The following is a 13,630-nucleotide window of genomic DNA, read 5'->3' on the forward strand; positions in this document are numbered from 1 at the left end:
ATCGGCCATGTGTTGTATTCGACCAACACGCCTTTTGCGATCAAACTGAACCGGCTATGCGACGAAAATCGGCAGAGGCGCAGGTGCAGGCGGCGGAAATGGGCAAGCTCGACGCTTTCGACATCCAGTTGCTCAATCTGCTCCAGGCGGATGCGCTGGCGACGGCCGAGCAGCTCGCGCGCGAGGTTCCCCTCTCCGCCTCCGCGGTGACGCGGCGGGTGCGCCGGCTGCGTGCCGAAGGCTGGATCGCGGCGGATATGGCGGTGGTGTCCCCGAAGCTCAGCGACCGGCGGTTGCGCGCACTCGTCAACGTCCAGGTGCACGAGCATGCCGAAGAGCGCGGCATCGCGGCGCTGCGCGCCAAGCTGGCGGCGGTGCCAGAGGTGCAGATGATCCTCGACGTCGCGGGCGCCAACGATCTGGCGGTGTTGATCTCTGCGCGCGACATGGCGGATTACAACGATCTGGCCGAGCGGCTCTTCCAGAACGACCCGGCGGTACGGCGTTACGAGACCGGCTTCGTCAAGCGGGTGCACAAGCAGAGCGCGGCGATCCCGCTGCGCGCGGGAGACGGCGACCAGACATAAGGGGAGAGATCGATGAGGCGGAAGCGGAACAACTGGCTGACCTTGCCGCAGCTGGCGGGCGGCGCGGATCTGGCGTTGCTGGCGACGCGGCTCGTGGTCGGGGCATTCCTGATCTACGGCGTGTGGGACAATATCGTCAGCGCCGAGCGCATGGCCGAGTTCGAGAAATTCCTCACGATCAAGGGCTTCGCGATGCCGTGGCTGATGGCGCGGCTGTCGGTCTATGCGCAGTTCCTGGTGGGCGTCGCCTTCATCGCCGGATTCGCGACTCGCTGGGCCGGCCTCGTCTGCGCGTTCAACTTCATCGTCGCGCTGGTGATGGTCGATGCGCCGCTCGGCATCCGCCCTGCCTTTCCGGCGGCGGCATTGGTGGTGATCGGGCTGATCTTCGCGACGATCGGCGCGGGGCGGATCGCAATCGATGCGATGCTTTCGAGGAGGTAGCCATCCCGAAGAGGATGGCGCGAGTGACGGGGCTCGAACCCGCGACCTCCGGCGTGACAGGCCGGCGCTCTAACCAACTGAGCTACACCCGCTTGCGTCCTGCGCCGAAGCGCCGTCCCTTGCGAGAGCGCGGCACCTAGACGGGCGGTTGGGGGCTGTCAACAGCCCTTTCGCGCCCGCTCACGCGATTATCCTGCGGGCGCGGTGGAAGCGGGGTTCCGCCGGCCACCAACGTGCCGTGCTCGAACAGGAATCCGGCGATGTCGGGCTTCCCCGCGGCGTTGAGCACGGTCTGGAAGATGATCAGCAGCGGCACCGCGAGCAGCGCGCCCGGCGTGCCCCACACCCAGCCCCAGAAGGACAGCGAGATCAGGATCATGATCGGGTTGATCGTGAGGCGGCGCCCGACGATCAGCGGAGTCACGACATTGGCCTCGATCAGGTGAAAGGCGATCATGATCCCGGCGGGCAGCAGCGCGGTCCACACGTCCTGATAGGTCATCAGCCCGCCCAGCGCGAGCAGCAGCGCGGCAAAGATGGGACCCAGATAGGGGATGTAGTTGAGCAGCGTGACGATGCCGCCCCACATCAGCGGGCTGGGCATGCCGATCAGCCACAGCGCGCCGGCGACGAGCAGGCCGAGCGACACGTTGATCGCGGTGATCGTGCCGAGATAGGCCGAGGTGTCGTCGACCACGTCCTGGATCACCCGCGCCGTCGCCATCGCCCCGCCGAAGCTGGTGCGGCTGGTGATCGCCTTGCGCCGCAGCCGCGTCCAGCCGGAGAGGAAGAAGAAGATCACGAGGATCGCGAAGAACATCTCGATGAACGCCGCCGGCGCGGCGCTGGTGACGAATTCGAGCAGCGAGCGCGGCGGCTCGGCCGCGGCGCTGGCCTGGCGAATCGGGCGCTGCGCGAACTCCTCGATCGTCTTGTTCACGAAGGATTCGAGGTTGGCGTAGAAATCGATCAGCGGCCGGACGTTCGACTGGATATTGTCGATCCGCTCGGGGATCGCGCTGAGCCAGCTCCATGCGGGGACGACGATCGAGACGATCGCGGCATTGGCGGCGGTGAGGAACAGCAGCACGCAGATCAGCGCAGCGAGCGGGGTCGGCACGCGATGCCGCTCGAGCCATTCGAGCACCGGCACCAGCGCGACGGCGATGACCAGCGCCGCGGTAAGCGGCAGGAAGAAGGGCGAGCCCGCCTTGAGCGCAAAGGGCAAGGCGAGGAACAGGCCGGCGCCGATCATCAGCGTGAGCGCGGCGAGCAGCCGGTCGCGGCGATTCTCCGCCTCGGTATCGTGCGCGGGGGCGACGAGCGGCTGGAGCGGCGGCGCGGGGTGCGAGATCGCGCCTTCTTCGTCGCCCCTGCTCGTGTCGTCGCCCAAGTTTCGCCCGCCTTTCCCGTGTCTTCTAGCGCGATTTCGCGTGACGTGTAATCCCAACTGCGGCGCTGAAACTTCCGAATAATCCTCCCCCGCCAGGGGGAGGCGTCAGCGAAGCTGACGGAGGGGCGGATGCCAGAACGATCGTCGGGGCGTCCTCCCCCTCCGTCGCGCTGCGCGCGCCACCTCCCCGTGGCGGGGGAGGATTGAAACCAGATATCGATCCGCCCTACCGTTATTCCATGGGAGAGAAACTGCTGGTCATCGACGAGGGCACGACCTCGACCCGCGCGATGCTGTTCGCGCCGGACGGCACCTGCCTCGCAAGCCAATCCGCTGAGCTGACGCAGCATTATCCGGCGGCGGGCCTCGTCGAACACGATGCCGCCGAGATCTGGGACAAGACGCTGCGCTGCGTCCGCGCGATGGTCGACAAGGCGGGCGGTGCCGACGCGATCGCCGCGATCGGCATCACCAACCAGCGTGAGACCGTGGTGTTCTGGGACAAGTCCACCGGCGAGCCGCTCGCGCCCGCGATCGTGTGGCAGGACCGGCGCAGCGCCGCGATCTGCCGCGAGATGAAGGAGGCCGGCGAGGAGCCGGGCGTGCAGGCGCGCACCGGCCTGCTGCTCGATCCTTATTTCAGCGGCACCAAGATCGCCTGGGCGATGAAGAACTGGCCACAGCTTCGTGAGGCGGGCGATCGGCTGGCCATCGGCACGATCGAAAGCTGGCTGATTTGGAAGCTTACGGGCGGCCTCCACATCACCGATGCCACCAACGCCTCGCGCACCCTGCTCATGGGCCTGGGCAGCGGAGGGTGGAGCGATGGTCTGATCGATCTGTTCGGCGCGCGCCGTGCGGCGCTGCCCGAGATCGTCGATTGCGCTGGCCGCTTCGGTGAAACCTCGCTGTTCGGCGGCCGTATCCCGATCTGCGCCATGGCCGGCGACCAGCAGGCGGCGACGATCGGGCAGGCCTGCCTGTCATCCGGCGATACCAAGGCCACCTATGGCACTGGCGCGTTCGTGCTCACCAACGCCGGCGAGCGCCAGCCTGCCTCGAAGCACCGCCTCCTCTCGACCGTTCTGTGCCAGCTCGGGGGGCGGCGCACCTATGCGATCGAGGGATCGGTGTTCGTCGCGGGCAGCGTGGTCAAATGGCTGCGCGATTCGCTTGGGCTGATCGAAAGCGCGGGGGAGACCGAAGCACTCGCGCGATCGGTCCCCGACAATGGCGGCGTCTATTTCGTCCCCGCGCTCACCGGCCTCGGCGCGCCCTGGTGGGAGCCGGAGGCGCGCGGCGCGATCAGCGGGCTGAGCCTCGCCAGCACCAAGGCGCATGTCGTCCGCGCCGCGCTCGAGGCGATGGCGCACCAGAGCCAGGACCTGAAGACGGCGTTCGCCGCGGACGGCGCGGACTGGGCATCGCTGCGCATCGACGGCGGCATGGTCGCCAATGACTGGATCGCGCAGGACCTTGCCGATGTGCTGGGCGTGACGGTCGAGCGGCCAGGCTTCACCGAGACCACCGCGCTGGGCGCGGCGATGCTCGCGGGCGTAGGCTGCGGGATGTTCGCGGGGCTGGACGAGGCCGCGGCGATGCGGGGGGCGGTGGAAGTATTCGAGCCCAGGATGGGAGACTCCGCGCGCCAGATCAGGCTGGACGGGTGGCGCGCCGCCGTTGCGCAGGTGCTGCCGGAGCATGCAGCCTGATCCGGCAAATCGCATGAAACGCCTTCGCTTCCACACCGGCTATGCGCTTCTGACTCTGCTCGTCTTCGCGATCGAAGTGCTGATCGCACTCTATGTCCGTGATCAGTTCGTGCGACCTTATCTGGGTGATGTTCTTGCGGTCATCCTCGTCTATCTCGGCCTGCGTGCGGTGCTGCGGATCGGCGTGACGGCTGCTGCGATGGCGGCGTTCGCGGTCGCCGTCACCGTTGAGTTCGGCCAGCTGATCGGCATCGTGCACCTGCTGGGCCTGTCCAACAGCGCCGTTGCGCGGACGGTGCTGGGTATGGGATTCGAAGGGTGGGACTTCGTCGCCTATGTCGCGGGTGCGGGCATCGCCGTCCTCGCCGAAGCTGCTGCAACGGCGGCCGCTAGGCCGCCGCCTCGTCCACGAAGAGGCCCTTGAGATCCTTCTTCAGGATCTTGCCATTGGCGTTCCGCGGCAGCGTCTCCTCGACGAAGCGCACCGCCACCGGGACCTTGAAGCCCGCCAGCCGCTCGCGCACCCAGGCCTGAAGCTCCGCCTCGGTCGCATGCGTGCCCGGCGCGAGATGCACCACCGCAGCCGGCTCCTCGCCCAGCGTCTTGTGCGGGATGCCGATCAGCGCCGCGTCGGTGACCGCCGGATGCGCGTAGAGCACATCCTCGACCTCAGACGAGTAGATGTTCTCCCCGCCGCGGATGATGATGTCCTTGGCGCGATCGACGATGAATAGGAAACCTTCCTCATCGACCCGGGCGAGGTCGCCGGTGCGCACCCAGCCGTCGCGGAAGCATTCGGCGGTCTCGGCGGGCTTGTTCCAATAGCCCTTCACGATCATCGGCCCCTTGGCCCATAGCTCGCCCACCTCGCCCACCGGCAGCTCGCGCTCGCCCTCCGCGTCCATGATCTTGAGCTCAGCCACCGGCACGGGCGGGCCGGCGCTGGTCGGACGGTTGAGATAGTCCTCCGACGAATGGCCGGTCACCGTCGCCATCGTCTCGGTCATCCCCCAGCCGTTTCCGGGGAGCGCGCCGAATTCGGTGAAGATGCGCTTGACCAGCTCGGGCGCGGAGGGCGCGCCGCCATAGGCGATCGCCTCGAGGCTGGAGAGGTCGTACTTCGCACGGTCGGGATGCTCGAGCAGCTGCCAGGCGATCGTCGGCACGCCGCCGGTCAGGTTGACCTTCTCGCGCTGGATGATCTCCATCGCCTGCACCGGATCCCATTTGCGCATGAAGACCAGCGTGTTGCCCGCCGCCACGGTGCCCATCAGGCTGGCCGAGCAGGCGGTGACGTGGAACAGCGGGATCACCATCAGCCCGGTCTTGGGCTGCGGCTCGGGCGGCATCTCGCCGCGCCGCAGGAACGAGCGTGCGGCGCCATAGCCGCCCGACAGGATGTTGGTCGAAAGGTTGCGGTGCGTGCCGAGCGCGCCCTTGGGATGGCCGGTGGTGCCGCTGGTGTAGAAGATCGTCGCATCGTCCTCCGGCACCAGGTCGGGATCGGCGGGCAGCGGCACATCGGCGAGCGACGCCCAGTCGTTGGGCGCGCCGATCAGGTCCTCGAGCCGCTGGACGCCCTCCCTCAGCGCGCCGCGCGCGCGGCTGACGACGATGTGCCTGAGATCAGGCAAGCCGGGCAGGATGCCAGCCAGCCGGTCGTAGCGCTCGCCATCGACGAACAGCACGCTGCTGCCCGAATCGCGCAGGCCATAGTCGAGCTCGCCGCCCGTCCACCAGGCGTTGAGCGGGACCAGGATCGCGCCGATGCTGACCGTGGCGAAGAAGATCACCGGCCATTCGGGCAGGTTGCGCATCGCCAGCGCGACGCGATCCCCCTTCTTCACCCCCATCTCGCGCAGCTTCGTCGCAAGGTGCGCGACCGCGCGGAAATTGGCCTCGAAGGTGACGCGCTCATCCTCATGGATGGTGAACTCGCGTGCACCGTACATGCGCGATGCCTGGATCAGGAAAGCGAGGTTGGGCGGGGCATTCTTCCACACCCGTGTGGGCACGCCGCGGATCTCGACCTCGTCCATCTCGAACTTCTGGCCCGGCGCGGTCATCAGCGCCTGCGCTTGCCCTAGCGTCATCTTCGGCCAGTTTGGGTCGAGCGGGATGATCGGTTCGGCGGCCAAGGCAGTCTCTCCAGCGTTGTTGAATGTGCGGTTTGGCGTTTCCACCGCCGCTTCTTTCAGGTTATTCTTGATTCATCCGCCGCCAAACGCAATAGGGAAGCGACAGGCGGAGCAAACCGCCGGAAGCAAGGATTCGAATTAGGGGTATGGACGCCGCCAGCTTCGCACCGCCCGCTGTGACGGGCTTCGACGCCGACCGGCTCGGCGCGATCGATGCGTTCATCAAGACGCGCTATCTCGACTCGGGCAGGCTGCCGCATGCGCAGCTGCTGATCGCGCGCGATGGGCGAATCGTTCATTTCAGCCATCAGGGCTCAGCGCGTGAGAATGGCGCGCCGGTGGACGAGACCTCGATCTTCCGCATCGCGTCGATGACCAAGCCGGTCACATCGATCGCGTTCATGCAGCTGGTCGAGGAGGGCACGGTCGCGCTCGACACGCCCGTCCATCACGTCCTGCCCGAGCTCAAGGGCGTCGGCGTCTATGACGGCGGCGGGGGCGGCGTGCCGTTCGTGACCAGGCCGACCGCGGCACCGATGCGCATGGTCGACCTGCTGCGCCACACCTCGGGCCTCACCTACGGCTTCCAGAATCGCGGCAATATCGACGCCGCCTATCGTGCCGGGAAGATCGAGAACTGGCACGGCAATCTCGACCTCGACGGGTTCGTCGCTGCGCTGGGCAAGCTGCCGCTGGAGTTCTCACCGGGCGAGGCTTGGAACTACTCGGTATCGACCGACGTGCTCGGCGCGGTGATCGAACGCGTGTCGGGCATGCCGCTCGACCGCTATTTCGAGGAGCGGATCTTCGCGCCGCTCGGCATGGCCGACACCGGCTTCATGGTGCCGCTGGAGAAGATCGACCGGCTCACCGATTGCTGGACCTTCGTCCAGGGCGCGCGCGTCATGTATGACGAGGGCGCGAAATCGGCCTGGAGCAAGCGCCCCACCCTGCTTTCGGGCGGCGGCGGGCTGGTCTCGACCGCGCTCGACTATCACCGCTTCTGCACGATGCTGCTCAATGGCGGCACGCTGGAGGGCGCGCGGATCATCGGGCGCAAGACGCTCGAGCTGATGGTGCAGAACCACCTGCCCGGCAATTCCGACCTCTCGACCCTGTCACGCTCGCTGTTCAGTGAGACGCAGAACGCGGGCACCGGCTTCGGCCTGGGCTTCGCGGTCAACCTGGATGTCGCCAGATCGATGATCCCCGGATCGGTCGGCGAATATTATTGGGGCGGCATGTTCTCGACCGCCTTCTTCGTCGACCCGGTCGAGCGGATCACGATGGTGTTCATGACCCAGCTTTCGCCCTCGGGCCTCTACCCGATCCGGCGCGAGCTCAAGACGATGATCTATTCGGCGCTGACATGATTTCGAACCCTACCCTTACCCCGTCATTCCCGCGAAGGCGGGAATCCATTCAGGGCTAACGTTCCGGCGGAAGCCGCGACACCAGCGTCAATGGATCCCCGCCTGCGCGGGGATGGCGATCATAAGAAGGAAGTGCAGGACCAATGACCTCTCCCATCACCACCGAACGCCAAGGCGATATCCTCGTCATCACCTCCAACAACCCGCCGGTGAACGCGCTCGGCGCGGCGGTGCGGCAGGGGCTGGACGCGGCGATCAAGGAACTGGCGGGCGACGACGGCCTGAAGGCGGCGGTGATCCGCTGCGACGGGCGCACCTTCTTCGCGGGCGCCGACATCACCGAATTCGGCAAGCCGATGCAGGAGCCTTCGCTCCCGGTGCTGGTCGATCTGATCGAGGCGAGCGAGAAGCCGGTGGTGGCCGCGGTCCACGGCACCGCACTGGGCGGCGGGTGCGAGGTCGCGCTGGCATGCCACTACCGCATCGCCGTGCCCTCGGCGAAGTTCGGCCTGCCCGAGGTCAAGCTCGGCATCCTGCCCGGCGCGGGCGGCACGCAGCGGCTGCCGCGCGTCGCGGGCGTCGAGTTCGCGCTCGAGCTGGCGGCGAAGGGCGACCCGGTCTCGGCGCAGCAGGCCAAGGATGCCGGCCTGGTCGATCGCCTCGCCGGTGAGGACAGCCTGACCGCCGACGCCGTCGCCTATGCCAATGAGGTCGCCGCCGCGCGTCCCCTCCCCCGCACCAGCGAGAAGCCGGTGACGGTGGAGGCGGGTGCGTTCGATGCCTTCCGCAAGGCCAACGCCAAGCGCTTCCGCAACATGGACGCCCCGGCGGAGATCATCGCGGTGATCGAGGAGACCGCCGGCAAGCCCTATGCCGAGGGCGTGCAGCGCGAGCGCATGGGCTTTATGAAGCTGATCATGGGCGCGCAAAGCGCGGCGCTGCGCCATATCTTCTTCGCCGAGCGCAAGGCCGCGAAGATCGACGACGTGCCCGAGGATACCAAGCTGCGCCCGATCAAGCGCGTGGGCGTGATCGGCGCCGGCACGATGGGCGGCGGCATTTCGATGAACTTCCTGTCCGCAGGCATTCCGGTGACGATCGCCGAGATGCAGCAGGAGGCGCTCGACCGCGGCACCGGCACGATCCGCAAGAATTACGAGGCGACCGCCGCCAAGGGCCGGATGACCGGCGAGCAGGTCGAGGGAGCGATGGGGCTGCTCAAGCCGACACTCGACCTGAACGACCTCGCCGATTGCGACCTCATCATCGAGGCCGTGTACGAGAATATGGACGTCAAGAAGGACATCTTCGGCAAGCTCGACAGGATCGCCAAGCCAGGCGCGATCCTGGCGTCGAACACCAGCTATCTCAGCATCGACGAGATCGCGACCGCGACCAGCCGCCCGGGCGACGTGGTCGGCATGCACTTCTTCTCTCCCGCCAATGTCATGAAGCTGCTCGAGGTCGTGCGCGGTGCGAAGACCGACAAGGAGGTGCTGGCGACCGTCATGGACCTCGCCAAGAAGATCAAGAAGGCCGCTGTCGTCGCGGGCGTCTGTTACGGCTTCATCGGCAACCGCATGCTGATCCCGCGCCAGATGGAGGCCATGAAGCTGCTCCACGAGGGCGCGACGCCGATGCAGGTCGACAAGGTCCATGTCGAGTTCGGCATGCCGATGGGCCCGTTCCAGATGAGCGACCTTGCCGGCGTCGATATCGGCTGGCACCGCGACCCGACCCGGATCGAGAATATCCGCGATGCGCTCGCCGCCGAGAACCGCTGGGGCCAGAAGACCACGGCGGGCTTCTACGACTATGACGACAAGCGCAATCCGTCGCCCAGCCCCCGCGTCGCCGAGATCATAGAGGAGTTTCGCAAGAAGACCGGCACCCCGCAGCATGAGGTGACCGACGAGGAGATCATCGAGCGCACATTCTACACGATGGTCAACGAGGGCGCGAAGATCCTGGAAGAGGGCATGGCCCAGCGCGCGTCGGACATCGATGTCGTGTGGATCTACGGCTATGGCTGGCCCCCCTATCGCGGTGGCCCGATGTTCTGGGCCGACACGGTGGGCCTCAAGACCATCGTCGCGGGGCTGGAGAAGCACGGCTTCGAGGTCTCGAAGCTGCTCCGCGACAAGGCCGGGAGCGGCGGGAAGTTCAATGGCTGAGCTGGCTGCCCCGGCCTCCCATGCGGCGGACGCATGGGCCGGGGCGAGCGCGCTCGGGATCGCCGCGGCGATTGCCGCCGGCGAGACCAGCGCGCGCGAGCAATGCGAGCTGGCGATCGCGCGGATCGAGGCGGGCGACGCGGCGGTCAACGCGGTCGTCGTCCGTGACTACGCGCGGGCGCGGGACGCGGCCGATCGTGCCGACGCCGCCGTGGCGCGCGGCGAGCGCCAGCCGTTCCTCGGCGTGCCGATGACGGTCAAGGAAGCGCTCGACGTCGCCGGGCTGCCGACCAGCTGGGGCTTCACGCACGCCCGCGACAACATCGCGACCAGCGACGCGGTCGTGGTGCAGCGGATGAAAGCGGCAGGCGCGATCATCCTCGGCAAGACCAACATCGCGCCTGGGCTCGCCGACTGGCAGTCGGACAACCCAGTCTATGGTCGTACCGCCAACCCGCACGACCTCACCCGTACCGCCGGCGGCTCGTCGGGCGGTTCGGCAGCGGCGCTGGCGGCCGGGTTCGTGCCCGTGGAGATCGGCTCCGACATCGGCGGATCGATCCGCGTTCCCGCCGCCTTCTGCGGCGTGTGGGGACACAAGCCGAGCTATGAGCTGGTCGACAGCCATGGCCACCGCTTCCCCGGCACCGACGGTGCACCCGTGCCGCTCGGCGTGGTCGGGCCGATGGCGCGCGATGCCGCGGACCTTGCCGCGATGCTCGACATCCTCGCCGATACATCGCTGCCGCGTCCCGGCCAGCTCCTCGACCCCAGCAGCAAGCAGTTGCTGCTGCTCGACCGCCACCCCGCCGCGCCGACCGATCCGGCGATTCGCGCCATGCTCGCCCGGCTCGACGCCGCCGCAGCGCGCGCGGGCATCCATATCGCGCGATCGAGCGACCTCCTCCCCGATCTCGCCGCGCAGCACCGTGCCTATTGCAAGATGCTCGCGATCACCTTCGCGCGCGGCGCCCCCGGCCCGGACGGACAGGTGGCGAGCCTCACCGACTGGTTCGGCATGCTCGACGCGCAGGCACGCAACCGCCGCGCGTGGGGCCGGCTGTTCGACGAGTTCGACGCCGTGGTGACCCCCGCCAATGTCGTCACCGCCTTCCCGCACCGCGACGATCCCTACAACGAACGCCGGCTGACCGTGGACGGGCAGGACACGTCCTACGACGCCCAGCTCGTCTGGGCGGGCCTCGCCACCTATCCGGGCCTTCCCGCCACCGCCTTCCCCGCCGGAACCGACGCTGACGGCCTGCCCGTCGGCCTGCAGGTGATGGCCGGTTACCGCGACGACCATCGCGCCATCGCGATCGCCGACCTTCTCTACGGAGTGCTGCAATGAGTGACCTCGACACCTTCCGCGCCGAGACGCGCGCCTGGCTGGAAGCGAATTGCCCCGCATCGATGCGCGAGCCGGTGCGCAGCGAAAAGGACACCGTCTGGGGCGGGCGCGACCAATCGGCGCTGACCCCCGACCAGAAAGCGTGGATGGACCGCATGGCGGAGCGCGGCTGGACCGTGCCCGACTGGCCAAAGGAATATGGCGGCGGCGGGCTGTCGCCGGCCGAGAGCAAGATCCTGCGCGAGGAGATGCGCGCGCTCGGCTGCCGCAATCCGCTGAGCAGCTTCGGCATCTCGATGCTCGGCCCGGCGCTGCTGAAGTACGGCAACGAGGCGCAGAAGCTCGAGCATCTCCCGAAGATCGCGCGCGGCGAGATCCGCTGGTGCCAGGGCTATTCGGAGCCCAATGCGGGCAGCGACCTCGCCGCGCTCGCCACCAGCGCCGAGGACAAGGGCGACCATTTCCTGGTCAACGGGCAGAAGGTGTGGACCAGCTATGCCGACAAGGCCGACTGGATCTTCTGCCTCGTCCGCACCGACAAGAGCGTCAAGCAGGCCGGGATCAGCTTCCTGCTGTTCGACATGGCCTCGCCCGGCGTGTCGACCAAGCCGATCCTGCTGATCAGCGGCTACTCGCCCTTCTGCGAGACCTTCTTCGACAACGTGAAGGTGCCCAAGGCCAATCTGGTGGGCGAGCTCAACAAGGGCTGGGACGTCGCCAAATACCTGCTGGGTCACGAGCGCGAGATGATCTCGGGCATGGGGCTCGGCCTGTCGAGCGGCGGGACGCTGATCGGCAATGCCGTGGCGCGGATGGGGCTTGGCGAGGACGGCCGCCTCGCCGATCCGCTGCTGCGCGGCCAGATCGCGCTGCACGAGGTGCGCGCGCGCGCCTTCGCGGCGATGTCGGAACGGTTCATCGACGAGCTCAAGGCTGGCCGCACCCACCCCGCCCAGCCGAGCATGATGAAATATTACGGCACCGAGCTGAACAAGGCGCGGCACGAGCTGGAGATGGCCGCGGGCGGATCGGACTCGCTCGAATGGGAGAGCGCAGCCTCGAATAACGGCGCCGCGCCGCGCGCCTGGCTGCGCACCAAGGCCAATTCGATCGAGGGCGGGACCAGCGAGGTCCAGCTCAACATCATCGCCAAGCGGATTCTGGAGTTGCCTTCGTAACCGCCAAACATAATCGTCGCCCCAGCGAAAGCTGGGGCCTCTCGGAATTTGAGCGCTCCCTTGCCGCACGAGACCCCAGCTTCCGCTGGGGTGACGAAAATAGGGGGACGACGGAGCGAAAAATGCCCCTCTACCTCAATGAAGAACAGACCATGCTCCGCGATGCCGCGCAGCAATTCGTGGGCGAGGCCGCACCGGTCAGCCACATGCGCGCGCTGCGCGACGCCAACGACGCCACCGGTTTCTCCCGCGACCTCTGGAAGCAGTTCGCCGAAATGGGCTTCACCGGCATCCTGATCCCCGAGAGCGACGGCGGCCTCGGCCTTGGCCATGTCGAGGCGGGCGTGGTGCTCGAGGAGATCGGCCGCAACCTCTCCCCCTCCCCGTTCCTCACCACCGCGGTCACTGCGGTCGAGGCGCTCAAAGGCAGCGCCCAGCGCGAGCGCTGGTTCCCCGGCATCCTCGCGGGCGAGGCCGTCGCCGCGCTGGCGATCGACGAGAAGGCCAAGCACGGCAGCGCGGTCGGCCTCAAGGCCGAGCGTTCGGGCAACGGCTTCCGCCTCTCCGGCGTCAAGCAGTTCGTCACTCATGGCCATATCGCCGACCTGCTGATCGTCGCCGCACGCACCGCGGGGGCGCCCGATGACGACGCCGGCGTCACGCTGTTCGCGGTGCCCAAGGACGCGGTGGGCGTGACCGCCGATCCCCAGCGCCTCGCCGACTCCAGCCTCGCCGCGCGCATCGCCTTCGATAGCGTCGCGGTCGATGCCGATGCGGTGATCGGCGAGGTCGATGGCGGCCGCACCGTGCTGGACGCGCTGCTCGCTGCCGGACGTACCGGCGCCGCCGCGGAATCGCTCGGCGTCGCCGGCGGCGCGATGGATATGACCGTCCGGTATTTGAAGGAACGCAAGCAGTTCGGCGTGCCGATCGGCAGCTTCCAGGCGCTGCAGCACCGCGCCGCGCATCTCTATGCCGAGCTGGAAGTCGCCCGCGCCGCGGTGCTCAAGGCCCAGCAATTGCTCGACGCCGGCGACGCCAAGGCCGGCGAGGCCGTGTCGGTCGCCAAGGCGATGGCGGGGCTTGCCTCGACGCTCGCGGTGCAGGAAGGGGTGCAGATGCATGGCGGCATCGGCATGACCGACGAGTTCGACATCGGCTTCTACATGAAGCGCGGCCGCGTGCTGGCGGAGATGTTCGGCGACGCCAATTTCCATGCCAATGCGCTGGCGGAAGCGAGCGGCTACTAAGTTCTTAGCCCCTCCCCTTCAGGGGAGGGG

At 67.7% G+C, this 13,630-nt stretch carries 11 protein-coding genes and 1 tRNA gene; 9 read left to right on the forward strand and 3 right to left on the reverse strand.

Translation table 11 applies throughout. The features are described from left to right. The first annotated feature begins 56 nt into the window (after positions 1 to 56). Together VGD28_RS12175 and VGD28_RS12180 are read left to right on the forward strand one after the other, a co-directional pair. Positions 57 to 587: an Lrp/AsnC family transcriptional regulator gene (locus VGD28_RS12175; protein ID WP_331028603.1), complete on the forward strand. Its 531-nt coding sequence runs from the start codon at positions 57 to 59 to the stop codon at positions 585 to 587. A 12-nt stretch (positions 588 to 599) separates the two neighbouring features. Then, positions 600 to 1,031 (forward strand): DoxX family protein, encoded by a 432-nt coding sequence (locus VGD28_RS12180; protein WP_331028604.1) that lies wholly within the window; start codon positions 600 to 602, stop codon positions 1,029 to 1,031. Positions 1,032 to 1,046: 15 nt separating this feature from the next. Here VGD28_RS12180 and VGD28_RS12185 read toward each other — a convergent pair. Together VGD28_RS12185 and VGD28_RS12190 are read right to left on the reverse strand one after the other, a co-directional pair. Further along, a tRNA-Asp gene (locus VGD28_RS12185) sits at positions 1,047 to 1,123 on the reverse strand. Between the two features lie 44 nt (positions 1,124 to 1,167). Further along, positions 1,168 to 2,385 (reverse strand): AI-2E family transporter, encoded by a 1,218-nt coding sequence (locus VGD28_RS12190; protein WP_414714497.1) that lies wholly within the window; start codon positions 2,383 to 2,385, stop codon positions 1,168 to 1,170. A gap of 278 nt (positions 2,386 to 2,663) precedes the next feature. Here VGD28_RS12190 and VGD28_RS12195 point away from each other — a divergent pair, with 278 nt between their 5' ends. Together VGD28_RS12195 and VGD28_RS12200 are read left to right on the forward strand one after the other, a co-directional pair. After that, a complete protein-coding gene (locus tag VGD28_RS12195; protein ID WP_331028606.1) occupies positions 2,664 to 4,136 on the forward strand; it encodes a glycerol kinase in 1,473 nt (490 codons plus the stop codon). Beyond that, positions 4,126 to 4,560 carry a DUF2809 domain-containing protein gene (locus VGD28_RS12200; protein ID WP_331028607.1) on the forward strand — a complete coding sequence of 145 codons (435 nt, stop codon included), beginning with the start codon at positions 4,126 to 4,128 and terminating at the stop codon, positions 4,558 to 4,560. Before VGD28_RS12195 ends, VGD28_RS12200 begins: the two co-directional genes overlap by 11 nt. Here VGD28_RS12200 and VGD28_RS12205 read toward each other — a convergent pair. After that, on the reverse strand, positions 4,526 to 6,229 hold the full coding sequence (locus VGD28_RS12205; RefSeq protein ID WP_331028623.1) for a class I adenylate-forming enzyme family protein: 1,704 nt from the start codon (positions 6,227 to 6,229) through the stop codon (positions 4,526 to 4,528). The two genes, VGD28_RS12200 and VGD28_RS12205, sit on opposite strands and share 35 nt — an antisense overlap. A 191-nt stretch (positions 6,230 to 6,420) precedes the next feature. Between VGD28_RS12205 and VGD28_RS12210 the strand changes: the two genes are divergently transcribed. The 5 genes from VGD28_RS12210 (at position 6,421) to VGD28_RS12230 (ending at position 13,600) form a co-directional block, all read left to right on the forward strand. Then, entirely contained in the window at positions 6,421 to 7,647 is a 1,227-nt protein-coding gene (locus VGD28_RS12210) for a serine hydrolase domain-containing protein (protein ID WP_331028608.1), read from the forward strand. A gap of 143 nt (positions 7,648 to 7,790) precedes the next feature. Further along, on the forward strand, positions 7,791 to 9,821 hold the full coding sequence (locus tag VGD28_RS12215; RefSeq protein WP_331028609.1) for a 3-hydroxyacyl-CoA dehydrogenase NAD-binding domain-containing protein: 2,031 nt from the start codon (positions 7,791 to 7,793) through the stop codon (positions 9,819 to 9,821). Beyond that, entirely contained in the window at positions 9,814 to 11,172 is a 1,359-nt protein-coding gene (locus VGD28_RS12220) for an amidase family protein (protein ID WP_331028610.1), read from the forward strand. Before VGD28_RS12215 ends, VGD28_RS12220 begins: the two co-directional genes overlap by 8 nt. Further along, entirely contained in the window at positions 11,169 to 12,350 is a 1,182-nt protein-coding gene (locus VGD28_RS12225) for an acyl-CoA dehydrogenase family protein (RefSeq protein WP_331028611.1), read from the forward strand. Before VGD28_RS12220 ends, VGD28_RS12225 begins: the two co-directional genes overlap by 4 nt. A gap of 122 nt (positions 12,351 to 12,472) precedes the next feature. Next, the gene (locus tag VGD28_RS12230) at positions 12,473 to 13,600 is read left to right on the forward strand and encodes an acyl-CoA dehydrogenase family protein (protein ID WP_331028612.1); all 1,128 of its coding nucleotides are present in this window, start codon (positions 12,473 to 12,475) and stop codon (positions 13,598 to 13,600) included. The last annotated feature ends 30 nt before the right edge of the window (positions 13,601 to 13,630 follow it).

Source organism: Sphingomonas sp. (assembly GCF_036402235.1).
In the GTDB taxonomy this organism is placed as follows: domain Bacteria; phylum Pseudomonadota; class Alphaproteobacteria; order Sphingomonadales; family Sphingomonadaceae; genus Sphingomonas.

Coding starts and splice junctions, on each gene's coding strand:
- VGD28_RS12175 (WP_331028603.1), top strand. CDS start 57: ATGCGACGAAAATCGGCAGAGGCGCAGGTGCAGGCGGCGGAAATGGGC.
- VGD28_RS12180 (WP_331028604.1), top strand. CDS start 600: ATGAGGCGGAAGCGGAACAACTGGCTGACCTTGCCGCAGCTGGCGGGC.
- VGD28_RS12195 (WP_331028606.1), top strand. CDS start 2,664: ATGGGAGAGAAACTGCTGGTCATCGACGAGGGCACGACCTCGACCCGC.
- VGD28_RS12200 (WP_331028607.1), top strand. CDS start 4,126: ATGCAGCCTGATCCGGCAAATCGCATGAAACGCCTTCGCTTCCACACC.
- VGD28_RS12205 (WP_331028623.1), bottom strand. CDS start 6,229: ATGACGCTAGGGCAAGCGCAGGCGCTGATGACCGCGCCGGGCCAGAAG.
- VGD28_RS12210 (WP_331028608.1), top strand. CDS start 6,421: ATGGACGCCGCCAGCTTCGCACCGCCCGCTGTGACGGGCTTCGACGCC.
- VGD28_RS12215 (WP_331028609.1), top strand. CDS start 7,791: ATGACCTCTCCCATCACCACCGAACGCCAAGGCGATATCCTCGTCATC.
- VGD28_RS12220 (WP_331028610.1), top strand. CDS start 9,814: ATGGCTGAGCTGGCTGCCCCGGCCTCCCATGCGGCGGACGCATGGGCC.
- VGD28_RS12225 (WP_331028611.1), top strand. CDS start 11,169: ATGAGTGACCTCGACACCTTCCGCGCCGAGACGCGCGCCTGGCTGGAA.
- VGD28_RS12230 (WP_331028612.1), top strand. CDS start 12,473: ATGCCCCTCTACCTCAATGAAGAACAGACCATGCTCCGCGATGCCGCG.